Genomic DNA, 26,641 nt, shown 5'->3' on the forward strand with positions numbered 1-26,641 from the left:
AAGCATCCTGTAAAAGAGGTGATTGCATGGGAGCTGTTGGAAGATGTGACTTAGGCAGGTTAAGACAGCAGAATGAGGATTCGATTTATATATCGGAAAATCCGAATACGGATTTTGAATATTATATAGTTGCTGACGGAATGGGCGGCCACAATGCCGGCGAAATTGCAAGCCGGCGTTCCATTGAGCTGTTCAATGAGTATATTGACAAAAACTTTAATACCGAAGACTATGATGATATATTGGATTTGTTTGTAAGTGCACTGCGTTACAGCAATAAGGCACTTTATGATATGTCGCTTAATGATGAGTCGCTCAACGGAATGGGAACGACATTCACTGCGGCGGCAATATGCGGCAGAAGACTTTACGGAATACATATCGGTGACAGCAGACTTTATGTATATGATAAAAAAGGTCTTAGACAGCTTACAAAGGACCATTCATTTGTGATGGAAATGGTCAGAAGAGGACAGATAACTCTTGATGAAGCGAAAAACCATCCTCGGAAAAATGTTATAACAAAGGCTATCGGAATCGAGGAAAATATGCCGGCAGACACGATTATCTGCGATCTGGACGAGAACGGCATAGTTCTGCTTTGCTCAGACGGCCTTGTAAACATGGTTGAGGATAAAGATATAGAAAAAATACTTAAGAAAAAAACTAATCTTGCCGATAAGGCAGATATGCTTGTAAAGCTTGCAAACAAGAACGGAGGAACAGATAACATCTCCGTTATTCTTGCAGATAGAAGGGTGGATAATTAACAATGTTGGATAAAGGAACGATCATCAGCAAAAGGTATCAGATAATAGAAAAGCTTGGTGCCGGCGGAATGGCAGTTGCCTATAAGGCAAGGGATATGCGACTTGGCAGATTTGTAACCGTTAAGGTGCTTAAGGACGAATATTCCGAAAATGCTGATTTCCTTACAAAATTCAGTGCGGAGGCAAGTGCGGCCGCAAGTCTTTCTCATCATAACATTGTGCGTGTTTATGATGTCGGAGAGGACAGAGGTATTAATTACATAGTAATGGAATATACTCATGGCCAGTCACTTAAGGAAGCAATAAAGGAAAAGGCTCCTTTCGATTCCGTTACAACGCTTTCTGTTGCAATGCAGATTGCATCAGCTCTTTCTTACGCACATAAGCACCATGTTGTACATAGGGATATTAAACCACAGAACATACTTGTTGCCGTTGACGGAACAGTTAAGGTTACTGACTTCGGCATTGCAAGAGCCGCAAGCTCAAGCACATATGCGGCAGATGTGAATGCAATGGGCTCTGTTCATTATTTCTCTCCGGAACAGGCGAGAGGCGGTTTTGTAAATGAAAAGAGCGACATATATTCTCTTGGTATAACTATGTATGAAATGGCAACGGGCAGAGTTCCTTTTGATGCCAGCAGTTCAATCGCCGTTGCACTTAAGCACCTCAATGAGGAGCTTCCGGATATAAGACAGTACAATCCTGATATAACAAGAGGTCTTGAGGGTATAATAAGAAAAGCAACACAGAAAAATTCAGATGAACGCTATGACAACATAGATATTCTTCTTTCCGATATTAAGCTTGCCATTGTTGAGGCAGTAAGAGAAAAGGGCGGAAAAGGCAAAGCCGCAAATAACAATGTCAAAGCAGAAAATAAGGCTGCTGATGCGGCAAAAGCAGCAACAGCCGCAGCGGTAGGCGCAAAAGCCGCAAATGATATATATGATGCAAAAACAGCGGAAGCGGCAGAATCAGCAGTAAATGATGAGACCGGCGAAATTGAAATTCCCAATGCAGTTAAGAACGGAAGAAGAGTAAATAACATTCCTGAGGATACGGCGGAAGAGCTTGCAAGCGATGAAACAATGGTTCAGCCGAGAGTTAAAAAGCATGCGGCAGAAGAGGACTGGGACGACGATTATGATACAGCTCCTATTCCAAAAACCGGAAATACGTTTGGAGATTATGAAGAGGATTATGATGACGAATTTTCAAATGTTTCGGACGATGATGACGATGATATTAAAGTTGAACTTGCCAGCGATTTATCAAAAATAAAACTACCAAAGAGCAGTGTCGGTTTCGGCAAATATAAGAATAAGCTTAAACTCAATAATGATAATGATGAATACGACGATGACGACGATTATGATGATTACGACGATGATGAAGAGTATGACGACGACTTCGACGATTATTACGAGGAATATGACGAAGAAAAGCGTCAGGAAAAGAAGGTCACCATTGCCGCAGTAATTACATCGCTTGTTATAATTGCAGTTATTGTGTTTGTCGGTGTAAAATATTTCAACGTATTCGGCAATATGCAGGGTCTTATTAGCAAGAACGATACTTCAACAGTGCCTTTATTCATTGATATGGACTATGACGAAGCATCTGCAGAGGCAGAAAAGCTTGGCATCAAGCTTGTAAAAGGTGCAGAGGTTGAAGGCGGCGATAAAAAAAACGTGATTTTAACACAGGATATTGAGGCCGGTTCGGAAATCACAAAGGATATGGAAATTATCGTTACGGTAAGTGCCGGAGCTGACACTTCGGAGCTTCCCAATGTAGTCGGAAAAGACGAAAGCGTTGCGATTTCAACGATAACAAAAGCACTTCCCAATGCTAATATAATACTTGAATATAAGAGCGATTCTACACATAGCGAAGGTGAGGTTATATCAATGTCACCGGAAGGCGGTTCACAGGTAACAGAGTCTGTAAGTGTTACACTTACTATCTGTCGTGATTCATCAAGCCTTAACGCAGTAGTACCCAATGTAGCAGGCTATTCCGAAAGCGACGCTATCGATAAAATAAACGAAAGCGGTCTTTCGGTCGGAAATATTTCAAGAATAAACAGTAATTCGGTTGCTAAAGGCTATGTTATAACTCAGACAGCAGAGCCCGGAGAAGAAATACTTAAAACAAGCACAATAGATATAGTAGTAAGCTTAGGCAGAGGTGCGCAGACAACAACAAACAATAACACAACATCAGGTGGAAGTACATCAGGCGGAAGTACATCGGGCGGAAACACATATGGCGGCACAACAAGCTCCGGCGGTAGTACTTCATCGGGCAAAGTAAATAACAGCAGTTCAACACCGGATACAAACGAAGGCGGCGGAACAAATGTAGATGATGATGTTCCTGCACTCGGCAGTGGCGAAATCGGCGGAACAAACAGCGACAGTGCTCCCTCAGAAACAGGTTCAACCGAAACATCAGCAGAATAATTGAAGGGTGGATATATGCTAAAAGGCACAATAATAAAAGGTATAGGCGGATTTTATTATATTTCAACCGAAAACGGCGTTTATGAATGCCGTGCAAGAGGTAAATTCAGAAAAGAAGGCATTAAACCTACAGTAGGCGATATAGTTAATATAAGCGTACTTGACGAGAAAAACAAAAAAGGCTCGCTTGATGTAATTGAACCGAGAAGAAACTGCCTTATACGTCCGAGAGCGGCAAATATCGACCAGGCTGTCATTGTTTTTGCGTCGGTCAGTCCGGATTTTAACGAGGACATTATGGACAGATTTATTGTCCTTGCCGAACAGCAGAAGCTTGACATAGTTATATGTATAAATAAAACCGATATTGATTCGGAGGAAAAATATAAAAAAATATGCGATATGTATTCAAAGGCCGGCTTTGAGGTTATTCCGGTTTCTGCCGCAGAAAAGAGAGGCAGAGAGGAGCTTTATAATAAGCTTAAGGGAAAAATATCGGTGCTTGCAGGACCTTCCGGTGTCGGAAAATCCAGCATACTCAATATGATAAGTCCCGAGGCCGGAGCAAAGGTCGGCGAAATAAGCAAAAAGATTGAACGAGGAAAGCATACAACCCGTCAGTCGGAGCTTATCGAGCTTGAGCCGGGAACATATATCGTGGACTCACCGGGCTTTACTTCTCTTGATATGAGAGGCATTGAGCCGGAGGATTTGCAGTATTATTTCAGAGAGTTTGAGCCGTATCTTGATGACTGCCGTTATGCCGGATGCAAGCATCTTAACGAATCTCCGGATTATTGCGGAATCAAGGCACAGCTCGGAATAAATATAAGCGAAGAAAGATATGCACGTTACAGAGATATATATAACGAGATATTAGAGGAAAGGAAAAGATAATATGAAAAAGCTTTCTCCATCTATGCTTTCCGCCGATTTCGGTATACTTAACGAACAGCTTAAGCAGATTGAAACAGCAGGAGCACAGTATCTTCACATTGATGTTATGGACGGTGTTTTTGTACCGAATATCAGCTTTGGAGCACCGGTATATAAAACCATAAGAAAGTCAACAGATATGGTTTTTGACGTTCATCTTATGATAACCGATCCCATTAGATATATTGATGATTTCGTAAAAGCAGGTGCGGACATAGTCAATTTCCATGTTGAGGCAACCGATGATCCTATGTCGGTTATTGAAAAAATAAAAAGCTACGGAGTTAAAACAGGTATAACCATAAAGCCGAAAACTCCTGTAAGTGCAATAGAGCCTTATCTCGGTCTTGTTGATCTTGTGCTCGTTATGACTGTTGAACCGGGTTTTGGCGGACAGAAGCTTATGCCGGATTGCCTTAAAAAGGTTACAGAGCTCAAGGAGCTTCGTGATAAAAACGGCTATAAATATGAAATTGAGGCTGACGGCGGTATCGGTGCCGGAAACGTGAGAGAAGTTCTTGAGGCAGGAACTGACGTTATTGTTGCAGGCTCGGCAGTATTCGGAGCAGAGGATATACATAAGGCTGCTAAGGATATGCTTGATATTATCAGGGAGTATGATTAATTATGAAGGCAGTTGTGTTTGCAAATGCGGATATTGAGGACTATGGCTTTTGCGAGGAATATATTAAGGACGCAGTTATAATAAGCTGTGACGGCGGTATGCGCCATACAATGAAGCTCGGAATTGTTCCCGATTATATTGTGGGCGATTTCGACAGCGTATCTCCGGAGGTTCTCGATTATTATAAAAAACAGGATATTGAGCTTAAACAGGTTCCGTGTCGGAAGGATGAAACCGATATGGAGCTTGGAATAAATCATGCGGTTGAGTTAGGTGCGGACGATATTACGCTTATCGGCGGAATAGGAAGCCGTCTTGACCATACTCTTGCGAATATTTTTCAGCTTATCAAGCTTGAAAAATTAGGCATTAAGGCACGAATAGTAAACGAAAGAAATAATATTACACTCTGCACGGGAAAAGCAGAAATTTACGGCAAAAAGGACGATTTGGTTTCATTTATACCGATTACGGACGTTGTTACCGGAGTTTACACAAAGGGACTTGAATATCCTCTTGAAAACGCAGTAATGCACATGGATTCTCCTATGGGCGTATCCAACGTTATGGAAGGCGATTATGCAGAATATTCGTTCAAAAGCGGTATGGCACTTATCATAAAAGCCAAGGATTGATTATTGCCGTAATATTATAGTGGAAATATTTCAGAAAATATGTTAATTTATATATGAACATGTATCTTACAGGGGGAAGTGCTTTATGTACAAAAGAATTATTTTAAAGCTCAGCGGCGAAGCTCTTGCCGGAGATAAAGACGGCATTATGTATGACGACGAAACGATATTTGCCGTAGTTGACCAGATTAAGGAAATACTTGATATGGGTACACAGGTGGCTCTTGTTATCGGCGGCGGAAACATATGGAGAGGCAGAAGCGCAAATTCATCTATGGACAGAACAAAGGCTGACCAGATAGGTATGCTTGCTACGGTTATGAATGCCGTATATGTTGCCGATGTGTTCAGACAGAGAGGAATAAAGGCGGCTGTACAGACACCTATCATTATCGGAACGGTATCGGAGCAGTTTTCCAAGGAAAGTGCCTTAAAGCATCTTGAAAACGGCGAGGTAGTTATTTTTGCCGCAGGAATCGGACATCCGTACTTCTCAACAGATACGGTAACCGCATTAAGAGGCTGTGAGCTTGATGCGGATATACTTCTTTTTGCAAAGAATGTTGACGGCGTTTATGACAGCGATCCAAAGATAAATCCCAATGCAAAGAAGATAGACGAAATTAAATGTGCGGACATAATAAGCAAGGGACTTCGTGTTATCGACCTTTCGGCGGCAAGCCTTTGCAACGACCAGAAGGTACCTGTTCTTATATTCGGCTTGAATGAGAAAAACAGCCTTATGAGAGCGGTTAAGGGTGAAAAAATCGGCACAGTTGTTACTGTCGATTGAAAATGGAATAATATATGAAAAATTTTTAAATTTTAGGGAGGATAGAATATGGCTAAGGAAACAGCAGTATATGAAGAAAAAATGAAAAAAACACTTGCGGCACTTGACAGCGAGTTTGCAACAATCCGTGTAGGTCGTGCAAACCCTAAGGTGCTTGACAAAATTACAGTAGATTATTACGGAACACCTACTCCTATCAATCAGATAGGAAACATAACAGTTCCCGAAGCTCGTCTTATCGAGATTAAGCCTTGGGAATCAAGCCTTCTCAAAGCTATCGAAAAGGCAATCAATACATCAGAGCTTGGAATCAACCCTTCAAACGACGGTAAGGTTATCAGACTTGTATTCCCTGAGCTTACAGAGGAACGCCGTAAAGAGCTTTCAAAGGAAGTTAAGAAAAAGGGCGAGGACTCAAAGGTAGCAATCAGAAACATCAGAAGAGATGCCGTTGATGCTTTCAAGAAACAGGAGAAGAAGGGCGAGCTTTCAGAGGACGTTCTTAACGACCTTCTTGATGATATTCAGAAAATTACTGATAAATACATTGTTGAAATCGACAAGAAGATTGATGCAAAGAGCAAAGATATTATGGCTGTATGATAAACACCTTATAAAGAAAATTTAGACACCCCGTAAAGGGGTGTTTTGATAATATCGGAGGATTATATGAGTTCACTTAGAGATGAAATTGATATGTCAAAGCTCCCTAAATCCGTTGCGATAATTATGGACGGCAACGGACGCTGGGCGAAGAAACGCTTTCTTCCGAGAAAACTCGGACACAAAGCCGGAGCAGATACACTCGAAAATATATCGAGAGTTGCCGATGACCTCGGAATAGAGCATCTTACGGTTTATGCCTTCTCGACAGAAAACTGGAAGAGAACCGAAGAAGAGGTTGGAGCGATAATGGATCTTTTGAGAAATTATCTTGACCGTTATATAAGAACAGCCGAGAAGGAAAACATAAAGATAGATATTATCGGCGAAAAGAACCGTCTCGCTCCCGATATTCAGGACAGAATAAGACGTATTGAGGAAATATCAAAGGATAAGCCGGGAATGAATCTTCATATCGCACTTAATTACGGCGGCCGTGACGATATTTTAAGAGGCGTTAAGAAAATAGCAGAAAAGGTTAAAAACGGAGAAATCAATCCCGATGATATAACAGAGGACACAATTTCTTCAAGCCTTGATACACATTTTTATCCCGATCCGGAGATTGTTATAAGAACAAGCGGTGAGGAAAGAATAAGCAATTTCCTTCTCTGGCAGATTGCATATTCCGAATTTGTGTTTAACAGCAAATTCTGGCCGGATTATTCTGCTGAAGACCTTTACGGAGATATTTGCTACTATCAGACTCGTGACAGAAGATTTGGCGGCAGATAAACAGGAGTTGGAGTTATGAAAACAAGAATTATTTCTGCACTTGTTGCACTTCCATTGCTTATTATATTTATTGTTCTCGGAAATATGCCGCTTAAGATTGCGATTACGGTTCTTACATGTATAGGTCTTTATGAGCTTTACAGAGCGTTTAGCGGTTTTATCAAACCTGTGCATTATATCGGATTTGCCGGTGCTGTAATTTATATGGCTTTTATCGAAAAGATAATATATACGGCATCATTGCTCAATGTATTTATTGCAGTATTTCTGCTTGTGATACTTGTGTATGTTGTAATAGCGCATGAAAGCGGAAATACTATGGATGCAATAGTTACGTTTTTCGGATTTTTTTATGTCTGCTTCCTGCTTTCGCATGTATATCTTACACGCCAGTATATACATGGAGCTATGCTTGTATGGCTTATTTTCCTCAGTGCCTTTGGCTGTGACACAGGTGCATACTTTACCGGAATGGCATTCGGAAAGCATAAGCTTATACCGCAGTTAAGCCCCAAAAAGACTATCGAAGGTTCAATCGGCGGCATTGTTACGGCTATTGTGGCTTGTGTAATTTATGGCATAATTGTAGAGCATTATAATGAGCTTGCCGGAGTTGATACGGTTATGCTCTGCTTCCTTGCCGGACTTATCGGCTCGATTATTTCACAGATAGGTGATCTTGCCGCATCGGCAATGAAGAGATATACAGGCATTAAGGATTTCGGAAAGATTATGCCCGGACATGGCGGTGTTCTTGACCGTTTCGACAGCGTAATACTTACTGCACCGACTGTATATTACATTATGTTTTATTTGATAAAAATAAGTTAAAAGTAAATTTTTGACTTATTATTGAGGTGTACTATGGCTGAAAATATATCAATACTTGGCTCGACAGGCTCAATAGGCACGCAGACTCTTGAGGTTGTAAGAGAAATCGGCGGTCTTAATGTCTGTGCGATAACAGCCAACAACAATATAGATCTGCTTGAAAAGCAGATTCGTGAATTTAAACCGGAGCTTGCCGCAGTCATGGACGAAAACAAAGCGGCAGAGCTTAAGGAAAGAGTAAAGGACTGCAATGTAGCTGTTCTCGGCGGTATGGAAGGACTTATTGAGGCGGCAACCTATAAAAAGAGCGATACTGTCGTTACATCTGTTGTCGGAAATATAGGTATTCTTCCGACCTTTGAGGCAATAAAAGCCGGAAAAAACATTGCTCTTGCCAACAAAGAAACGCTTGTTTCGGCCGGTGAGCTTATTATAAATGCCGTAAAGGAAAACGGTGTTAAAATATATCCGGTTGACAGCGAGCATTCGGCAATATTCCAGAGCCTTCAGGGCAACAAAGGCAACAAAATAAGACGTATACTTCTTACCGCATCGGGCGGCCCTTTCAGAGGGAAAACAAGAGAAGAGCTTAAAAACGTAAAAGCGTCGGATGCACTTAATCACCCGACGTGGCATATGGGGAAGAAGGTAACAATAGATTCTTCAACGCTTATGAATAAGGGGCTTGAGGTTATTGAGGCAAAATGGCTTTTTGATGTGCCCGTTGAGGATATAGAGGTGCTTATACATCCGCAGAGTGTTATGCACTCGGCCGTAGAATACGAGGACGGTGCGGTCATTGCGGAGATGGGCGAACCGGATATGCGTGTGCCTATCCAGTATGCACTGACATATCCTAAGAGAGTGAAAAACTCATTCCCGAAGATTGATTTTGCAAAGCATGCGTCAATGACCTTCCAGAAGCCGGATATGGACACATTCAAATGCCTCGGACTGGCTTATAAGGCGGTCGGCATAGGCGGAACAATGCCTGCGGCAATGAACGGAGCAAACGAAACAGCCGTAAAGGCTTTTCTTGACGGAAAAATCGGTTTCCTTGATATAGCCGATATAATAGAAAAAACAATGAATTCATATAATGTTAAGTATAATTATACGGTGGAGGATCTGCTTAATGCGGATAAATGGGCGAGAAATGCAGCTCTTGACTTTATAATCAATAAATAAGGAGATTTAAAATTGTCAATAATCATATCTTTAATCGTTTTTTCGCTTATTGTAATTGTCCATGAATTTGGACATTTTGCTGTGGCGAAGAAGGTGGGTATTTGTGTACAGGAATTTTCTGTCGGAATGGGGCCTTTGTTATTTTCCCGACAGAAGGGAGAAACACAGTATTCTGTCAGAGCTTTGCCTTTCGGCGGTTTTTGCCGTATGCAGGGCGAAGAAGGAGATGATGATGACGGCAGTAAGGATTATGATCCTTCACGGTCATTTAACAGCAAAACAATTCTCCGGAGATTTGCGGTGCTTTTTGCCGGACCGGGCATGAATTTTGTGCTTGCCTTTGTTCTGCTCTTTATTATGCTTGGTGTAAACGGCTTTTTCCTTCCGGAGGTAAATACTGTTTATGAAGGAACACCGGCAGAAGCGGCAGGCTTGCAGCATGGCGACAGAATTTTAAAGCTGAACGGAACAAGACTGCATATTTATCAGGATTACAGCCTTGTCATAGCCAATTATGCCTCGGATGAGCCTGTTGACTATCTGATAGAGAGAAACGGTGAAAAGCTTAATGTTACCGTACAGCCGGAATATAACGAAGAGGAAGACAGATATATGGTCGGCTTTACCTTCAATGCACGTTCCGGACTTTTCGGAAAACAGGTTGAAGGCTATAACAGAGCCACTGTTGCAGACACAATAAATGCAGATATATGGACAATGAATTATTTTGTTAAGTCCGTTGTTGTCGGCTTTGTAAAGCTTTTTACATTCCAGGTTAAGTCCAACGAAATATCCGGGCCTATTGGTATGGTAAGCATGATAGGTGATACCTATGAAGCCGGCTTGAAATACAGCCTGACAGATGCCATAATGAACATGGCAACACTTTCGGCACTTTTGAGCACAAATCTCGGCATAATCAATCTTTTTCCTATTCCGGCGATGGACGGTGGAAGAATTGCATTCCTTCTGCTTGAAGGAATAAGACGAAAGCCCGTAGATCCGGAAATCGAAGGCAGAATACATCTTGCCGGATTTATGCTTCTTATGGCATGTATGATACTTATTGCATTTAACGATATAGTGAATATAATAAGGTGATGAACAGATGAAATACAGCAGAAAAAAAACAAGAGAGGTCAATATCGGCGGCGTAAAAATCGGCGGTGATAATCCCATTGCGATACAGTCCATGTGCAATACGGACACAAGAAACGTCGAAGAAACCGTAAAGCAGATAAAAGAGCTTGAAAATGCAGGCTGTGAAATAATAAGGGTTGCCGTTCCCGATATGCAGGCGGCAGAAGCAATAAAAGATATAAAAAGACAGATTGATATACCGCTTGTTGCGGATATACATTTTGATTACCGTCTTGCGCTTAAGGCCATTGACGGCGGTATAGATAAAATAAGGATTAATCCGGGAAATATCGGCTCTGAGGACAGAGTTAAACAGGTTGCCGATATGGCAAAGAAAAACGGTATTCCCATAAGAGTCGGCGTAAACTCCGGTTCGCTTGAAAAGCACCTGGTCGAAAAATACGGCGGAGTTACTCCCGAAGGACTTGTCGAAAGCGCTCTCGGCCATGTAAGACTGCTTGAAAAATATGATTTTTATGATACGGTCATATCAATTAAGGCATCTAATGTTCCTTTTTCCGTTGAGGTATATGAACTGCTTTCGGAAACAGTGGATTATCCTCTGCATGTAGGCATTACAGAGGCCGGAACTGTATGGGGCGGTACCGTTAAATCGGCAGTCGGCATAGGTGCAATACTTTCCAGAGGCATAGGTGACACAATAAGAGTATCTCTTACCGGAAATCCCGTCGAGGAAATTTATGCCGCAAAGGAAATACTCAAGGATATGAATTTGCGTAAATTCGGAGTTGAGTTTGTTTCCTGTCCTACATGCGGAAGAACAAGCATTGACCTTATTTCGATAGCAAATGAGGTTGAAAGCAAGGTAAAAAACATTGACAAGAATATTAAGGTTGCTGTTATGGGCTGTGCGGTAAACGGACCGGGAGAGGCAAGAGAGGCAGATATAGGCATTGCCGGAGGACATGGCGAGGGACTTATATTCAGAAAGGGCGAAATAATCCGAAAGGTGCCGGAAAATATGCTTGTTGATGAGCTTATGAAAGAAATAGAGAAGCTTTAAAAAAGCCGGGTGATACTAATGTACGAAAAATTCAGTAAGGTATTCGGTATGGTTAAGGCTGACGCAGCATTGAAGGAGTCGTTTAATGACTCCTTTGTTGAAAAATTGACTATATCCAAAAGCACAAAAATACTGCGTGCAGACGTTGTATCGAAAACGCTTATACCGACGGAATGTAAATATAAAATTGAACAGGCGATAAAAGATACGGTCGGCGTTGCCGATAAGGTAGAAATAAATCTGCATTATGATTTGGCAGATAATTCGGCGGAAAGCATATTTAATTTTATGTGGACTGATGTTGTCAGCTATCTTTCGGCAGACAGCCCAGTCTGCGGTTGTGTGCTTGAGGACTGCACAAAGGTGTTTAACGATAACGCCGTTGTTATTAACGTCGGCCATAATGCCGCTTATTATATGTATAAAAAAGGCATTGACAATTATCTTATTCACCGAATAAAAGACCAGTTCGGCATTGACGTAAACGTAACTTTTAAAAATAAAAAGACAACCGAAGAGGATAAAAAGGTTTACGAGGATAAGAAGGAATCCTTTGAGAAACAGCTTATCAGTGCAATACTCAGCGAACAGGTTATGAAGGAAACGGCTAAAGAGAATGCCTTGACTGATGCCGCACAGGAGAATATATCCAAAGGCATTATTATAGGCAAGGGCTTTACCGGCGAACCCATAAAGATTGCCGAAAGCAAGCTTGAAGGCGAGAAAGTCATAATAGAGGGCGATATATTTAATCTCGAAGAAAAGGAAACAAAAAGCGGAAAATATATCGTTACATTTGATATTACGGACGGTTCGGACTCTACAACGGTTAAATTCTTTACCGAAAAGAAGCCCTATGACTGCGATGGCGGCATAAAATCGGCACTCAAGGGTGCTTATGTAAAGGTAAAGGGCGATGTTCAGGCGGATAAATATAATAATAATGAATTGCTCATAATGACAAGGGACATCGAAAAAGCGGAAAGACCGCCCGAAAGAATGGATAACAGCGAGGAAAAACGTGTTGAGCTTCATCTCCATACAACAATGAGTGCCATGGACGCCGTAACCGACGTTAAGGAATACATAAAAAGGGCAATCAAATGGGGACATAAGGCAATCGCTGTTACAGACCATGGTGTTGTTCAGGCATATCCCTTTGCAATGGATGCGGCAGACGGCAAGGATATAAAGGTTATCTACGGCGTTGAAGGCTATCTTATTGACGACCTCGGAGAGGTTGTTACATATAACAGAGGTCAGAGCTTTGATGATGAATATGTCGTTTTCGATATTGAAACAACTGGTCTTAATAAGGAAATCTGTAAAATAATCGAAATCGGTGCGGTTAAGATAAAAAACAGAGAGATAATCGACCGATATTCGGTGTTCATTGATCCGGAAGAAAAACTTACCGATGAAATTGTAAACCTTACTCATATAACCGATGATATGCTCATAGGACAGCGTACAATAAAAGAGGTTCTTCCTGAATTTCTTGAGTTCTGCGGAAATGCCGTTCTTGTTGCACATAATGCGTCCTTCGATACGGGCTTTGTCAGAATCAAAGCGGCAGAGCTTGGCATTGGTGATGTTAAAAATACAATACTTGATACTCTTGAGCTTTCAAGAACATTGCTCAAGGATTTGAAAAAGCATAAGCTTGACGTTGTTGCAAAGCACCTCGGCATATCTCTGGAAGGACATCACAGAGCCGTAAACGATGCGGAGGCAACAGCCGGAATATTCCTTAAGCTTCTGGAAATGCTGGAGGAGAACGATGTCCATGACGTTGATAAAATCAATGTTTTTGCAAGCAGAACGGTTAATTACAATAAGCTTAAATCGCACCATGTCATAATACTGGTCAAAAATCTTGTCGGACTGAGAAATCTCTATGAGCTTGTTTCCATGTCCAATCTGACATATTATTTCAAACAGCCGAGAATACCCAAATCAAAGCTCACGGAAAAAAGAGAAGGGCTTATTGTCGGAAGTGCCTGCGAGGCAGGTGAGCTTTACAGAGCATTGCTTGATATGAAATCAAAGGATTATATAGATAATATAGTCAATTTTTATGATTTTCTTGAAATACAGCCGGTTGGCAATAATATGTTCATGATAGACAGTCAGAGATACCCGGCGGTAAATTCTGTTGAGGATATAAAGAGCTTTAATAAAAAAATAGTCGCATTGGGCGAAGAGCATAACAAGCTGGTTGTTGCAACAGGCGATGTGCATTTCATTAATCCCGAGGATTCTGTATACAGAAAGATAATAATGTATGCAAAGGGCTTTGATGATGCGGAAAAACAGCCGCCGCTTTATTTCAGAACAACAGATGAAATGCTTAAGGAATTTCAATATCTCGGCGAAGAAAAGGCACATGAGGTAGTTATCGAAAATACAAACATGATTGCCGATATGATTGAAAAGATTAAGCCCGTTCCGGACGGAACATTTCCGCCGAATATCGAAGGTGCGGAAGAGCAGATAAAGCAGATTGCAATGGATAAGGCACATTCGATTTACGGCGATCCACTGCCGAAAATAGTCCAGGACAGACTGGATAAGGAGCTTTATTCAATCATAAAAAACGGTTTCTCCGTTATGTATATAATTGCACAGAAGCTTGTTTGGAAATCCAATGACGACGGCTATCTTGTCGGCTCAAGAGGCTCGGTAGGATCGTCATTTGTTGCCAATATGACAGGTATTACGGAGGTTAATTCACTTCCTCCGCACTATATATGTCCTAACTGCAAATATTCGGATTTTGAATCGGAAGAAGTAAAGAAGGTATTTATGGTCGGCGGTTCCGGAGTGGACATGCCGGACAAAGCCTGCCCTAAGTGCGGAACAATGATGCGTAAGGACGGACATGACATTCCTTTTGAAACCTTCCTCGGATTCGACGGTGACAAAGAACCGGATATTGACCTTAACTTTTCCGGCGAATACCAACAGCAGGCTCATGCCTATACCGAGGTTCTTTTCGGCAAAGGCCATGTTTTTAAAGCCGGAACAATCGGCACACTTGCTGATAAAACAGCCTACGGTTATGTAAAAAGATATATGGACGACCACAATCTTGTACTGCACAATGCGGAGATAAACCGTCTTGTAAGAGGCTGTACAGGTGTAAAGAGAACAACTGGACAGCATCCAGGAGGTCTTATGATTGTGCCGAAGGACAGAGATATACATGAATTCTGCCCGATACAGCATCCGGCTGATGATGTCAATTCAACGATAATAACAACGCATTTCGATTATCATTCCATAAGCGGACGTATTCTTAAGCTTGACCTTCTCGGCCATGATGATCCTACGTTTATTCGTATGCTTTATGATATTACGGGAAAAAATCCGCAGAATGTTCCGCTTGACGATAAGGCAACAATGTCGCTTTTCCAGTCGCCTGCGGCTCTCGGTTTAAAGCCGGAGGACATAAACTGCCCGACGGGAACGCTTGGCATACCGGAATTCGGAACAAAATTCGTAAGGAATATGCTTATTGATACAAAGCCGGAAACATTTTCGGACCTGCTGAGAATATCGGGACTTTCCCATGGTACGGACGTTTGGGTAGGCAACGCAAAGGAGCTTATCGAAAACGGAACTATTACGCTTAAGGAAACAATATCAACTCGTGACAGTATAATGAGCTACCTTATAACAAAGGGACTGGACAATAAAAAATCCTTCAAAATAATGGAGAAGGTTCGTAAGGGAAAGGGACTTGCCGACGATGATATTGAATATATGAAAGAGCATGACGTTCCTCAGTGGTATATTGACAGCTGTCTTAAGATAAAATATATGTTCCCGAAGGCTCATGCGGCGGCTTATGTTATGAATGCCTTCCGTATAGCATATTTTAAGGTAAACTATCCCGAAGCATATTATGCGGCATATTTTACGATACGTGCGTCAGATGATTTTAACTATGCTATTATGTGCAAGGGTGCCGATGTTGCAAAGGCGGCACTTAAAGAGATAGCCGCAAAGGGTAATACGGCCACTACAAAGGAGCAGAACTCGGCAACAGTGCTTGAGCTTGCGATTGAGTTTTATGCGAGAGGCTTCAGCTTTGTGCCGATAGATTTGTATAAATCGGATTCAAGAAAGTTCATTGTTACGCCGGAAGGAAATCTTCTTCCTCCGCTAAATGCACTCCAGGGACTCGGTCTTTCGGTTGCACAGAGCATAGTGGAAGGACGAAAAGACGGAGAATTTCGTACAATCGAGGAATTCAAGAGTCGTACCTCTGCCGGAGCAAGCATAGTAGAGCTTTTGAAGGAAAACGGTGTTTTAAGAGGAATACCGGAATCGGATCAGATTTCGTTATTTGATTTTCAATGACCAATATAACCGGTTACTGTTTATGGTGACCGGTTTTTTAATACGAAAAAACTGTGCCGGTAGGGTGTGAGTTCGGCACAGTTATATAAAACTATTGATATAGGGTGTGAATTAATCAATAGTAAGGGGCTTTATTGAATTATTTTTCGTCCCAATCGGGATTTGCTTCGGCAAATTTTTTATTCTTTATGTGTCCTATTGTGAGCATAGGTATTACAACAGCGAAAAGACCTATGTAGCCGCAGTATGCGTAGCCGTATTTAACAAGGTTTACAAGTCCTGTAAGTGCAAGTACAACAGATACGATAATTGCAAACATAGATATAATTGAGCTTTTCTTTCTTTCCGAGCAGTTATCAAATATCTTTAAGCTTGAAAATCTCGGTATTATGCCGTATACGCAGGTAACGCCTGTCGATATAAAGCAGAGGCAGAGAGAAATACTGTAAGCATAATAGAGAATGGGAATGTTCATTGTTCGGCAGGCATATAATGTCGGAAGTGCAAGTGCGTCTGCCGCCATAAAGTCCTTATACCAGCCGAGGAGCATTGTTGCGGAAAGAGCAAGTGCGATACCGTTCATAAGGAAAGCAAGGAACATTGCCTTTGATGCGTCTTTTCTCTTTTTAAGTACGCCTGAGCAGGCACATAACGAAGGAATGCAAACCGACTGATAACCTGCGTAAACAATGGCTTTCCAGAATGCGCCGGGAAGGTTGTTTGTAACGCCATCTATCTGATGTGTTGCGAATATGTTGCTTATTACATCACTCTTATTAACAATACCTACGATGAATATTGAAAAGCTGCATATAAGGATTATGATAGACATAAGTGTTGAAGCCTTTGAAACAAGTCCGGCACCGAATATAGTACAGAGGAAAAGTATAACGCCTATGATAACGAGTGAAACGCCGTAAGGTGCTCCGAACTGAGTAAAGAGTGTTGCCGCACCGGATATAGATACCGCTGTGCCTACAAATACAATAAGAATCATATAGATTTCGAATAATATTTCGAGCTTGGAATAGGGAGCCCACATTTCAACAAACATATCCTTGTAGTTTGTAAAGCTGTGATTGCGGTACATTAAAACACATTCTTTGATTACAAGGGCGAGTATAGCCATTGCTATAACAGCCATAATCGGAGCAAACCAGCCGTATTGTACGTAATATTGTGTTGTCTGGTTACCTGTGGCAAAGCCACCGCCTGCGTGTGAGCCGAACCATACCGATGCAACTGAAAACAGTGCGGCAAAGCTTGCTCCTTTTGTTTTTGAATTCATATGAAAATACCTCCTTAAAAATAATAAATATAATGACGAGTTATGTAATTACAGAGAGCATTGGATTGAAGTATACGACTACTTAAATATAATTATGTAGTTATATCATTATGTAATTACATAACTATCTATATTATAAACAAAAACCGTGCCAACTTTTAAAATAAGGATTTTAAAGGAAAATTTAGATAATTTATGATATGACTGTAGATTATAATAGACAGAAGTGTAGAAAATATTAGATTAATGTAGAATTTTTAAGACAAAGAACACATTGAAAAAACCGATCTCATAAAGAAATCGGTTTGATATAATTATATTTCTTCTGTTCCGTAAATAAATTTTCTGAGCTTCGGGCCGAAAAGGTGTTCAGACCACTTAACGGCTCTTCCTACAAGTATTGCGTGTATTATTGTGCCTTCTCTTATTCCGTTAAAGCCATGGAAGAATATGAGCGAAAGCGTTACGGATATACATACTATTATAATATCGCAGGTGTTTTTTGCTCTCGGAAAATCTATATTGAATCTTATTGATACCGCTCTTGCAAGGCTTTCGGCAGGCAGAGCCATAAGTCTGGGTTCCATATATATTTTGATTGTTGCTCCGAGCAGAAGTGCACTTATGACTATGTATAAAAGCTGCATTGGATATGTTGTGCATGGCGGAAGTATTCTGTTGACGAGAGCAACGGCAATGTTCACAAACACGCCGTATATTATTGATAAAATAACCTGTATGAAATTTATAATCTTAAAATCCTTTCCGAGAAGTATCCATTGTATGATTACGTACAGCGAAAAAACTATTGCCGTAACAAGACCGAGATTTGCGTCCAGAATAAGGCTGATTACATTCGGAAGAGATGCATTCGGAGATATTCCAAGAGGTGTCATTTTGGAGATTGCTATGGCAACGGCAGTTCCGAATACACCGATTAAATAAATAATCAGTCGTTTTAATAGGTTATTTGGTTTTGTCAATTTTTGTGTCCTCCTGATGTTTTTTGCAAAATTAATATTACACAAAATTATATTACAGCCAAAAACTTATTGCAATGATAAGTTTGGTTTTTATGGAATTTACGGCATATATATGTTAAAATTACTCTAAACAATTAAATTTTTGAATTGCAAAGGAAGAAAAAAATGAAAACTGAACGTAATTTTTCTAAGGTATACATAACAGACAAAGCCGTAAGAGCATTAAAGGGCGGCCATCCATGGGTGTTTGCCGACGAAATAACCGCAATAGAAGGCGGCTATGAAAACGGAGAGCTTGTTGATGTGTTTTCGGCAAAAAACAGATATATGGGAACAGGTTTTATTAACGATAATTCAAAGATACGTGTAAGAGTTATTTCAAAAAATGCAAATGACAAATTTGATAATGCGTTCTGGGAAAGAAGGGTTAAATACGCTCTGGATTACAGAAAAACCGTAATGGGTGATGATTTTAAATGTTGTCGCCTTATCTTCGGTGAGGCAGACCAGTTTCCGGGTCTTACCGTTGATCGTTTCGGCGATGTAATCGTTACTCAGTGCCTTTCACTCGGAATAGATAAATTAAAGGATATTATATTCCCGGCCGTAATAAATGCTCTTCGTGATATGGGTGAAGAGATAAATGTTCTTTATGAACGTAATGACGTTAAGATACGTGAAAAGGAAGGCATGGAGGAATATAAAGCCTTTTATGAATATGACGGCTTAAGAACGGATACCGGCGGAAAAACAATAATAACCGAAAACGGAATTAAATATAACGTAGATTATATAAACGGACAGAAAACAGGATTTTTCCTTGACCAGAAATATAACAGACTTGCGGCGGCAAAAATTGCAAAAGGCAGAAGAGTTCTTGACTGCTTTACACATACGGGAGCCTTTGCACTTAACTGTGCCTATGCCGGAGCAGAGCATGTAACGGCTGTCGATGTTTCAAAGGACGCCGTAATAATGACTGAAGCCAATGCTGTTTTAAACGGTCTTGAAGGACGAATGGATTTTAAATGTGCTGATGTTTTTGAACTGCTTACGGAAATGGCGAAGGACGGCAAATGCCCGTATGATTATATAATACTTGATCCTCCGGCATTTACAAAAAGCTCATCTACGGTTAAAAATGCCGAAAGAGGCTATAAGGAAATCAATATGAAGGCGATGAAGCTTCTTCCGAGAGGCGGATACCTTGCAACCTGCTCATGCTCGCACTTTATGAGAGATGACCTTTTCAGAAAAATGCTCCATTCTGCCGCCGCAGACGCAAATGTCGAGCTCAGACAGATAGAGGCAAGACAGCAGTCGCCGGATCATCCGATACTCTGGAATGTGCCGGAAACAGACTACTTGAAGTTTTATATTTTCCAGATAGTATAACAGTATTTTTTTAAAATAAGGGAGGAATAAATTATGGAATATGAAATCAAAGGCGGAGCTTTTCCTGTTGTTATATGTCATCTGAAAAAGGGCGAAAAAATGATAACAGAAAAAGGAGCAATGGTATGGATGAGCCCTTGTATGGAAATGGAAACTAAGGGCGGTGGCTTAGGCAAAATGTTTTCTAAAGCGTTTTCGGGTGAGCATATGTTTCAGAATATTTATACAGCAAAGGCAGATGGAATAATTGCCTTTGGCTCAAGCTTTCCGGGAAAAATTCTTCCTATAGAAATTAGTAACGGACATGAATTTATATTACAGAAGAAAGCTTTTCTTGCATCGGAAATAGGCGTTGAGCTTTCAACTCATTTCAACAAGAAGTTGGGTACAGGCTTATTCGGAGGCGAGGGCTTTATAATGCAGAAGGTTTCCGGAAATGGTTTTGTGTTTGCTGAGGTTGACGGAGAACTTATAGAATATAGTCTTGGAGCAGGTGAGCAGATGATTGTCGATACCGGTTATGTACTTGGCTTTGAAGGCTCTGTTAATCTTGATATACAGCAGATAAAAGGATTCAAGAATATAGCTCTTGGCGGCGAGGGACTGTTTAATACCGTTCTTACAGGCCCGGGCAAAATCTGGCTTCAGACAATGCCTATTTCTGCTGTGGCCGGAGCAGTTGCACCGTTTATACCTACCGGTGATTAATGGAGAATTCAGCATTGTAAATTAACAAGTCGGAATTTCATAAGGAGATTACAATATGAAAATACAGCTTTATGGCATAGTTATTATTTTGTTAAGTATTCTGTTTTCAGTGACATTTCATAATGTGGGGTGGACTTATTTCATTGGTGATATTGGCATGGAGTGGCAGCATTTGTTTATGATTACCGGAATTGTTGGTGCGGTGCTTGCACTTCTTCCGAGTAAGAAATGAGTAAATTATGGTTTATAGGATAGCCTCAGTAATATAGTAATTACTGAGGCTATTGAACAAATAATAGATACATAAATGGCACCGGGAAAAACCGATGCCATTATTTTTACAGCTTTGTGTTATGTGCCGCCTCTACCAGTGCAATAAGGTTGTCCGAAGAAACGGAAAAGGGAATTGCACATTCCGGTGATATAAGCTTTATGCCGTTTTTTATATTTTCCTCAACGGCTCTTTTTACGTCCTGCGGTTCGCCCTGTGCGAGAAGGACAGGATTGTTTATACAGCCGGTTATCAGCATTCTGTTACCGACGGTTTTTACCGCTTCGGCAATATTGTTTTTGGAATCCATATGGAATATTTTAAAACCGGTGCCTGCTATATAGGGCAGTCTGTCGGCAACATTGCCGCAGGTGTGCAGTATTACCGGGCCGTATTTTTGCAGCTCCACTGCCGCTTTTTTATGAATCGGCATAATAAATTCTTTGTATATTTCCGCACTTACGAGATCCGACGTAACATGGTCAGCCCAGACGATTATATCTGCACCGGCGTTAAACTGTTCCTTTGCAAAGCTGATAGGTATTTCCGAAAGCATGGTTATGAAAGCCTTTGTCTTTTCCGGCTCAAGAATTGTATCAAGTACAAGATTTTCAACTCCGTACAGGTGGTATGCCAGTGACCACGGGCCGATTACCTTGCCGATAACCGGTACTTCGTTCTTGTACTTGTTTTTCAGCCTTGAGCAGACCTCAATCATTGACGAAAATTCTTTTCTTGACATATAGTTTTTCGGAATTTCATAATCCGATATATTGTTAATCGGCTTTTTTATGACCGATGGCATTTCATATATATTGCCCCAGTCAACCTCTGCACCGAGAGCAGATGCCTCAAGAAGTATGGAAAAGTAGGGAGAAACAGAATCAAAACCGAATACATCATGGCCGACGGAGGCAAGAGCCTCCATTTTTCTGACATCGGTATGAGCCTCCGGAAAAAATGCTCCGGAAAGCTTCATAGCCTCAACAGTTGCCACCGATGTCGGATTGATTGCCGGATAAACATCAAAATCCATGTTATTTATAGCTGCAAATACTCTTTCCTTTGGTGTCATTTCCGGTTTTTCCATACAAAATACCTGCCTTTTGATTTATTTTATAACTCTTTTGAATATATCGGCTGAAGGGTAGTAGCCGCTTTCTCCGAGATATTCTTCCATGCGGATTGTTTCGTTCCATTTTGCGGCTCTTTCGGAACGTGCAACCGAACCGACCTTAAGCTGTCCGGCATTTGTTGCCATTGAAAGATGAACGATTATTGCATCCTCGGTTTCGCCCGATCTTGCAGAGATAACGGGAAGATAACCGCTGTTTTTTGTAAGCTCGATGGCGTCCATTGTTTCTGTGATTGTTCCGATCTGGTTAAGCTTGATTAATACTGCATTGCAGGCACCCATTTCAACGCCTTTTTTGATTCTTTCAACATTGGTTGTGAAAAGGTCGTCGCCGATAAGCTGGATACGTTTACCGAGCTTCTGTGTAAGAAGAACAGAGCCTTCCCAGTCGGATTCGGCACAGCCGTCCTCTATTGAAATGATAGGATATTTGTCAACCCATTCGCAAAGAAGATCAACAAATTCTTCTCTTGTCATAACCTTATTTTCAAGACCGAATACATAGGTACCGTTTTCCTCATTATAAAACTCGCTTGACGCTATATCAAGAGCTATTGCAACGTCCTTCATAGGTTCATAGCCGGCACGTTTAATGCCTTCGGTCAAAAGCTCAAGACCTTCCTCGTTTGTTTTGAAGTCTGTCGGCCAGAAGCCGCCTTCGTCTGCGATTGCAAGAGGCTTGCCTTTTTCGGTAAATATTTTTTTGGTTGCGTTGTATACGTTTACAACCATTGCAAAGCCGTCCTCAAATGTTTTTGCACTCATAGGAATAACAAGAAAGTCCTGAATGTCTATCGAGCCTACGGCATGAGCGCCGCCGCCGATAATCTGAATCATAGGAACGGGAACCGTCTTTGCATTTGCACCGCCGAGATAGCGGAAAAGAGGTACCTCCATGGCATTTGCGGCAGCATAAGCGACAGCCATTGAGCAGCCGAGTATTGCATTTGCACCGAGCTTGCTTTTGTTCGGCGTTCCGTCAAGGGCAATCATCATGTTGTCAATATATGTTTGGTTTGATGCGTCAAGACCGATAAGCTTTGGAGCGATAATATCTGTAATGTTGGCGATTGCCTTTCTTACGCTTTTTCCGCCGAGAACAGACATATCACCATCTCTTAATTCAAGCGCCTCGAATTTTCCCGTAGACGCACCGGAGGGGACAATACTGCGTCCGACTGCTCCACATTCGAGGGTAATTTCAACCTCAACAGTCGGGTTGGCTCTTGAGTCAAAAATCTGTCTTGCTTTTACACCTTTTATTCTTAAATCCTTCATTATTATATCCTCCCGTTATTTTATCATTTCTTTAATAAGCTTTATAACCGAATTGTAATCGGTTATGTCGTTTTCTATCATCTTATAGGCTGTTTTTCTTATTATTTCCTTGTCTGCCTCCTCCTTTATGTATTCGGCAGGGGATTTTCCGTCAACTCTGGCAATAAAGAGCATTGCAAGAGTTTTTACAAAGCATTTTTCAAGCTCTGCCTTATCCATAAAGTCTGCTTTTGAGAAATATTCGTCGAGCATAAGCTTAAGCATATTTGTTGTTGTGTCTGACCACTGCTTGTTCTTAACCGTCTTAAGAAGGAAATGGTTTGAGAAAAACGCTAAATCAAATGCGGGGTGACCGTAATGACCTACTTCAAAATCGAGTATATATATTTTACGTCCGTCAACCATTATGTTTTTAGGACTGTAATCTCCATGAACAAGAGTTATGCCGTCACCCATAAGAAATTCGTTTACGCCGTCGGCAAATGCTCTTAAATCGGGGTGCTTTCCTACGGTAAACTCAATGTACGGTGATATTCTTAAATCATAGAAGAGAGCCTTGTCACCGAATATTTTTTTGATTTCGGCATTGTCGGCACAGGCGTTGTGTACCTTTGAAAGTGAATCAATAGCCTTATGGGCAACGTCGAAATCGTATAAGCCGCTGAGAAGATCGCTTTTCCACATGGTACAGCTTTCGGGAGCTGCGGCACGACCGAAAATGTAGTTATCCTCATCATAGAAATATACCTCGGGTACGTTTTCGGGAACTATTTCGTTATATATTCGGTTTGCCTCTTTTTCGATATACATACGCTTGGGATCGCATAACCATGTGTCCTTTGTTTTAAGCTGAGCAAGAGCCTGTTTTACAATAAGCTCCTTATCTCCGGCATATACAAAAGCAACCGTTCCGGATACACCGCCGCCGCAGTAGGTAAAGGAATAACCGTCTTTTTTGTTAATTACGCCTTTTTCGAGCAAGTACTGTTCGAGCTGTTCTTTTACAGCAATATCAATCATTTTGTTTACCTCCTTTTTTATTGCTCCGTTTATTTACAATACGAGTATATGTGATATTATGATTTGCCACAATAAAATATCCCATTGCAAAATGTACATATTTATCAAAATAAGTGAGCATAAAAGTGCAAAACGCATAATTTACATCGATTTAAAGATATGATATTATTTTTATAGATAAAATATAATGCTTTTGCTGATTATCAATATATAAAAAGTGCATTTTGCACATCAAGGCGGAGGGCAGTATGAGAGCTTTAAATGTTTCGTTTTTAAATACAATAATAGATAAGTATTCCGACAGAGAGTGCATAATACATATAACCGATACGGCTTCTAAAATAATTGCCTCATCGGATAAGGAAAGAACGGGCGGTATAAGCAGTACGGCATTATATATAAACGATGTCCAGAGGGCAACCTCGATAGCCAATCCAGATGCGGCAAGGGACAGTTACAGCTCCATATACGGAGCACCGCTGATTGTTGACGGCGAAAACTACGGAACGGTTATTGTACACGGAAGTGCGGAGGTTTCCGTAAGCATAGGCGAAATGATACGAAATTCAATAGAAACGATTATTGCCTACGATAATCACCGATCGTACGATAAGGGACAGAAGGATATGCTTTCCAATCTCGGAATAAAGCTTTTGAACGGCAGTATCAGTCGGGAGGAAATAAATTCCGTTATGTACAGACTGGACATGAATCCCGAGCTTTTGCGTTGCGTAATACTTATCAGAATGAATTATCATCAGAATAACTACTTTAATATAAAGCTTAATTTAGGCTATACATCGGGAATAGAACGCCTTAAAAACAATCTTATGAGCAGTCTTGGTGCAAATATGTATCTCAATTCGCAGGACATAGTCTGTATGTATGACTATAATACGGCGGTTGTAATAAAGTCATTTATTCCCGTTGAGGATATGTCAAGGATTTATCTTTCCCTCGACAAAATATGCGAAAGCATAGCCGAAATATGCTCATCATTTAATTCCTTCAGCTTTAAAATGGCGTGCGGAAGTCTTTATCCGGACATTATGAATGTGCAGAAAAGCTATAATGAGGCGGAGGACTTGATAAGAATAGGTATAAAATCCAAAAGAAACGAGCAGTTTTATATGCCGGAAAATCTGCTTTTTGAAAGCGTATGCTGTTATATGCACCCGCAGATTATAAACCGAATAATACTTTCCACAATATCAAAGCTTACAAAAAAGGACGGCACGCTTTATAAGGACATAATAGATTGTGCCGAAGCCTATGTTGACAGCTGTATGAATATAACCGAAACCGCCGAAAAAACATTTCTTCACAGAAATACGATAAATTCAAGGCTTGAAAAGCTTTACAGCCTTACCGGCTTAAGACCGTCAAAAAATTTCGGCGACGCCTTTATAATAAAGGAAACAGCGGTTTATATACGTCAGAATTTGTCGGAAAATCAATAAACATAACCGTTTACCGCCGGCAAAAGACAAGCTTTGACAGTAGTTGTTATTAAATGCCATAAAACCGGCTCAGCCTGTATGATAAATAAATCTTTAGTACAAATCTACAAAAACATTTCAAATAAATTGTATAATTTGTTTATTGGGGCTATTGGCGAAAAATGAATGAAATGGTACAATAATGGTGAATTCTTCGTAACTGACGGAAGCATGGAATACCATGGGGGAGCGGAGAACATAATGTAATTGTCGACCGTCTGGGCAGCCTTCTTTAGAAATAATAGGGATAGGTATGTCCTTTTTTATTTGCTGAATTAAAATAATATTTACGGAGGTCAAATTAATGAAAAAAGTAGCTATTATTATGGGAAGCGACAGTGATTTACCTGTAGTAAGCAAGGCATTTGATGTGCTTAAGACATACGGTGTACCTTTTGAGGTGCACGTTTTTTCCGCACACAGAACACCTGCGGAGGCTAAGGAATTTACTGAAAACGCAGAGGCAAACGGCTTTGGTGTAATTATTGCGGCGGCAGGAATGGCAGCACATCTTGCGGGCGCTATTGCGGCAAACACAGTTCTGCCTGTAATCGGCATACCTGTCAAAAACGATACTTTAAGCGGCATGGACGCACTTCTTTCAACTGTTCAGATGCCTACGGGAATACCTGTGGCTACGGTTGCAATCAACGGTGCAGGAAATGCCGCTTTGTTGTCTGTACAGATACTTGCGCTTACCGATAAGGAGCTTAGCGACAAGCTTAAAGAGGACAGAGCTAAAAACAGAGAGAAAATTCTTGCTAAAAATGCCGATGTAACGGCAAAATACAGCAGTTTATAATTGATATGCCTTGTCGGCGGTCCGTTGGTGTGCCGGACGGTTTTCGAGGCTATACCTGTTTATTTTATATATTTATATTCAGTAAT

23 protein-coding genes and 1 riboswitch are annotated in these 26,641 nt (G+C 40.9%); of the genes, 18 read left to right on the forward strand and 5 right to left on the reverse strand.

All coding sequences use genetic code 11. The features are described 5' to 3' along the window. The first annotated feature begins 26 nt into the window (after positions 1-26). From KQI66_RS00250 to KQI66_RS00310, 13 genes are all read left to right on the forward strand, one after another. Positions 27-770, forward strand: a complete 744-nt coding sequence (locus KQI66_RS00250) for a Stp1/IreP family PP2C-type Ser/Thr phosphatase (protein WP_216426706.1) — start codon at positions 27-29, stop codon at positions 768-770. Between the two features lie 2 nt (positions 771-772). Further along, positions 773-3,241, forward strand: coding sequence for a protein kinase domain-containing protein (locus KQI66_RS00255; RefSeq protein ID WP_216426707.1), 2,469 nt, complete (start codon positions 773-775; stop codon positions 3,239-3,241). A gap of 15 nt (positions 3,242-3,256) precedes the next feature. Then, positions 3,257-4,138: a ribosome small subunit-dependent GTPase A gene (gene rsgA / locus KQI66_RS00260; protein WP_216426708.1), complete on the forward strand. Its 882-nt coding sequence runs from the start codon at positions 3,257-3,259 to the stop codon at positions 4,136-4,138. A 1-nt stretch (position 4,139) separates the two neighbouring features. Then, positions 4,140-4,802 (forward strand): ribulose-phosphate 3-epimerase, encoded by a 663-nt coding sequence (rpe, locus tag KQI66_RS00265; protein ID WP_216426709.1) that lies wholly within the window; start codon positions 4,140-4,142, stop codon positions 4,800-4,802. Between the two features lie 2 nt (positions 4,803-4,804). Beyond that, positions 4,805-5,437, forward strand: a complete 633-nt coding sequence (locus KQI66_RS00270; protein WP_216426710.1) for a thiamine diphosphokinase — start codon at positions 4,805-4,807, stop codon at positions 5,435-5,437. Positions 5,438-5,522: 85 nt separating this feature from the next. Beyond that, on the forward strand, positions 5,523-6,230 hold the full coding sequence (pyrH, locus tag KQI66_RS00275) for a UMP kinase (protein WP_216426711.1): 708 nt from the start codon (positions 5,523-5,525) through the stop codon (positions 6,228-6,230). Positions 6,231-6,278: 48 nt separating this feature from the next. Beyond that, positions 6,279-6,833 (forward strand): ribosome recycling factor, encoded by a 555-nt coding sequence (gene frr, locus KQI66_RS00280; RefSeq protein WP_216426712.1) that lies wholly within the window; start codon positions 6,279-6,281, stop codon positions 6,831-6,833. A 66-nt stretch (positions 6,834-6,899) separates the two neighbouring features. After that, a complete protein-coding gene (locus KQI66_RS00285; RefSeq protein WP_216426713.1) occupies positions 6,900-7,628 on the forward strand; it encodes an isoprenyl transferase in 729 nt (242 codons plus the stop codon). Positions 7,629-7,643: 15 nt separating this feature from the next. After that, the gene (locus tag KQI66_RS00290; RefSeq protein ID WP_216426714.1) at positions 7,644-8,459 is read left to right on the forward strand and encodes a phosphatidate cytidylyltransferase; all 816 of its coding nucleotides are present in this window, start codon (positions 7,644-7,646) and stop codon (positions 8,457-8,459) included. A gap of 33 nt (positions 8,460-8,492) precedes the next feature. After that, positions 8,493-9,647: a 1-deoxy-D-xylulose-5-phosphate reductoisomerase gene (locus KQI66_RS00295; protein ID WP_216426715.1), complete on the forward strand. Its 1,155-nt coding sequence runs from the start codon at positions 8,493-8,495 to the stop codon at positions 9,645-9,647. 12 nt (positions 9,648-9,659) lie between these two features. Next, entirely contained in the window at positions 9,660-10,748 is a 1,089-nt protein-coding gene (locus KQI66_RS00300; RefSeq protein WP_216426716.1) for a M50 family metallopeptidase, read from the forward strand. Positions 10,749-10,755: 7 nt separating this feature from the next. Continuing rightward, entirely contained in the window at positions 10,756-11,811 is a 1,056-nt protein-coding gene (gene ispG, locus KQI66_RS00305; protein ID WP_216426717.1) for a flavodoxin-dependent (E)-4-hydroxy-3-methylbut-2-enyl-diphosphate synthase, read from the forward strand. Positions 11,812-11,829: 18 nt separating this feature from the next. Next, entirely contained in the window at positions 11,830-16,176 is a 4,347-nt protein-coding gene (locus KQI66_RS00310) for a PolC-type DNA polymerase III (RefSeq protein ID WP_216426718.1), read from the forward strand. Between the two features lie 139 nt (positions 16,177-16,315). Here KQI66_RS00310 and KQI66_RS00315 read toward each other — a convergent pair whose 3' ends face one another. Both KQI66_RS00315 and KQI66_RS00320 read right to left on the reverse strand, forming a co-directional pair. After that, positions 16,316-17,464 carry a YkvI family membrane protein gene (locus KQI66_RS00315; protein ID WP_216426719.1) on the reverse strand — a complete coding sequence of 383 codons (1,149 nt, stop codon included), beginning with the start codon at positions 17,462-17,464 and terminating at the stop codon, positions 16,316-16,318. Positions 17,465-17,778: 314 nt separating this feature from the next. After that, on the reverse strand, positions 17,779-18,447 hold the full coding sequence (locus KQI66_RS00320; protein ID WP_216426720.1) for a YczE/YyaS/YitT family protein: 669 nt from the start codon (positions 18,445-18,447) through the stop codon (positions 17,779-17,781). Between the two features lie 165 nt (positions 18,448-18,612). Between KQI66_RS00320 and KQI66_RS00325 the strand changes: the two genes are divergently transcribed. Genes KQI66_RS00325 through KQI66_RS00335 form a run of 3 tightly spaced genes read left to right on the forward strand, consistent with a single transcriptional unit; the run spans position 18,613 to position 20,782 of the window. Then, a complete protein-coding gene (locus KQI66_RS00325) occupies positions 18,613-19,842 on the forward strand; it encodes a class I SAM-dependent rRNA methyltransferase (RefSeq protein WP_216426721.1) in 1,230 nt (409 codons plus the stop codon). A 33-nt stretch (positions 19,843-19,875) separates the two neighbouring features. After that, the gene (locus tag KQI66_RS00330; protein ID WP_216426722.1) at positions 19,876-20,550 is read left to right on the forward strand and encodes a TIGR00266 family protein; all 675 of its coding nucleotides are present in this window, start codon (positions 19,876-19,878) and stop codon (positions 20,548-20,550) included. Between the two features lie 55 nt (positions 20,551-20,605). After that, a complete protein-coding gene (locus KQI66_RS00335) occupies positions 20,606-20,782 on the forward strand; it encodes a hypothetical protein (RefSeq protein ID WP_216426723.1) in 177 nt (58 codons plus the stop codon). A 106-nt stretch (positions 20,783-20,888) separates the two neighbouring features. Here KQI66_RS00335 and KQI66_RS00340 read toward each other — a convergent pair whose 3' ends face one another. From KQI66_RS00340 to KQI66_RS00350, 3 genes are read right to left on the reverse strand one after another with little or no spacing between them, the layout of a single operon-like run. Continuing rightward, entirely contained in the window at positions 20,889-21,911 is a 1,023-nt protein-coding gene (locus KQI66_RS00340) for an MtaA/CmuA family methyltransferase (protein WP_216426724.1), read from the reverse strand. A 21-nt stretch (positions 21,912-21,932) separates the two neighbouring features. Further along, positions 21,933-23,234, reverse strand: a complete 1,302-nt coding sequence (gene eno, locus KQI66_RS00345; protein WP_216426725.1) for a phosphopyruvate hydratase — start codon at positions 23,232-23,234, stop codon at positions 21,933-21,935. Between the two features lie 15 nt (positions 23,235-23,249). Continuing rightward, positions 23,250-24,254, reverse strand: a complete 1,005-nt coding sequence (locus KQI66_RS00350) for a phosphotransferase (RefSeq protein WP_216426726.1) — start codon at positions 24,252-24,254, stop codon at positions 23,250-23,252. A gap of 248 nt (positions 24,255-24,502) precedes the next feature. Here KQI66_RS00350 and KQI66_RS00355 point away from each other — a divergent pair, with 248 nt between their 5' ends. Beyond that, a complete protein-coding gene (locus KQI66_RS00355) occupies positions 24,503-25,714 on the forward strand; it encodes a helix-turn-helix domain-containing protein (RefSeq protein ID WP_216426727.1) in 1,212 nt (403 codons plus the stop codon). A 185-nt stretch (positions 25,715-25,899) separates the two neighbouring features. After that, positions 25,900-25,984: riboswitch (ZMP/ZTP riboswitch) on the forward strand. Between the two features lie 73 nt (positions 25,985-26,057). Next, the gene (gene purE, locus KQI66_RS00360; RefSeq protein ID WP_216426728.1) at positions 26,058-26,555 is read left to right on the forward strand and encodes a 5-(carboxyamino)imidazole ribonucleotide mutase; all 498 of its coding nucleotides are present in this window, start codon (positions 26,058-26,060) and stop codon (positions 26,553-26,555) included. The last annotated feature ends 86 nt before the right edge of the window (positions 26,556-26,641 follow it).

It is taken from the genome of Anaerotignum sp. MSJ-24 (assembly GCF_018918145.1).
Taxonomy (GTDB): domain Bacteria; phylum Bacillota; class Clostridia; order Lachnospirales; family Anaerotignaceae; genus Metalachnospira.

Excerpts from the sequence above, each read along its gene's own strand:
- ispG (WP_216426717.1), top strand. The coding sequence starts at position 10,756 with ATGAAATACAGCAGAAAAAAAACAAGAGAGGTCAATATCGGCGGCGTA.
- frr (WP_216426712.1), top strand. The coding sequence starts at position 6,279 with ATGGCTAAGGAAACAGCAGTATATGAAGAAAAAATGAAAAAAACACTT.
- eno (WP_216426725.1), bottom strand. The coding sequence starts at position 23,234 with ATGAAGGATTTAAGAATAAAAGGTGTAAAAGCAAGACAGATTTTTGAC.
- KQI66_RS00285 (WP_216426713.1), top strand. The coding sequence starts at position 6,900 with ATGAGTTCACTTAGAGATGAAATTGATATGTCAAAGCTCCCTAAATCC.
- rsgA (WP_216426708.1), top strand. The coding sequence starts at position 3,257 with ATGCTAAAAGGCACAATAATAAAAGGTATAGGCGGATTTTATTATATT.
- KQI66_RS00335 (WP_216426723.1), top strand. The coding sequence starts at position 20,606 with ATGAAAATACAGCTTTATGGCATAGTTATTATTTTGTTAAGTATTCTG.
- KQI66_RS00350 (WP_216426726.1), bottom strand. The coding sequence starts at position 24,254 with ATGATTGATATTGCTGTAAAAGAACAGCTCGAACAGTACTTGCTCGAA.
- KQI66_RS00325 (WP_216426721.1), top strand. The coding sequence starts at position 18,613 with ATGAAAACTGAACGTAATTTTTCTAAGGTATACATAACAGACAAAGCC.
- KQI66_RS00330 (WP_216426722.1), top strand. The coding sequence starts at position 19,876 with ATGGAATATGAAATCAAAGGCGGAGCTTTTCCTGTTGTTATATGTCAT.
- KQI66_RS00355 (WP_216426727.1), top strand. The coding sequence starts at position 24,503 with ATGAGAGCTTTAAATGTTTCGTTTTTAAATACAATAATAGATAAGTAT.
- purE (WP_216426728.1), top strand. The coding sequence starts at position 26,058 with ATGAAAAAAGTAGCTATTATTATGGGAAGCGACAGTGATTTACCTGTA.
- KQI66_RS00295 (WP_216426715.1), top strand. The coding sequence starts at position 8,493 with ATGGCTGAAAATATATCAATACTTGGCTCGACAGGCTCAATAGGCACG.
- KQI66_RS00315 (WP_216426719.1), bottom strand. The coding sequence starts at position 17,464 with ATGAATTCAAAAACAAAAGGAGCAAGCTTTGCCGCACTGTTTTCAGTT.
- KQI66_RS00255 (WP_216426707.1), top strand. The coding sequence starts at position 773 with ATGTTGGATAAAGGAACGATCATCAGCAAAAGGTATCAGATAATAGAA.
- KQI66_RS00270 (WP_216426710.1), top strand. The coding sequence starts at position 4,805 with ATGAAGGCAGTTGTGTTTGCAAATGCGGATATTGAGGACTATGGCTTT.
- KQI66_RS00340 (WP_216426724.1), bottom strand. The coding sequence starts at position 21,911 with ATGGAAAAACCGGAAATGACACCAAAGGAAAGAGTATTTGCAGCTATA.
- rpe (WP_216426709.1), top strand. The coding sequence starts at position 4,140 with ATGAAAAAGCTTTCTCCATCTATGCTTTCCGCCGATTTCGGTATACTT.
- KQI66_RS00290 (WP_216426714.1), top strand. The coding sequence starts at position 7,644 with ATGAAAACAAGAATTATTTCTGCACTTGTTGCACTTCCATTGCTTATT.
- KQI66_RS00310 (WP_216426718.1), top strand. The coding sequence starts at position 11,830 with ATGTACGAAAAATTCAGTAAGGTATTCGGTATGGTTAAGGCTGACGCA.
- KQI66_RS00250 (WP_216426706.1), top strand. The coding sequence starts at position 27 with ATGGGAGCTGTTGGAAGATGTGACTTAGGCAGGTTAAGACAGCAGAAT.
- pyrH (WP_216426711.1), top strand. The coding sequence starts at position 5,523 with ATGTACAAAAGAATTATTTTAAAGCTCAGCGGCGAAGCTCTTGCCGGA.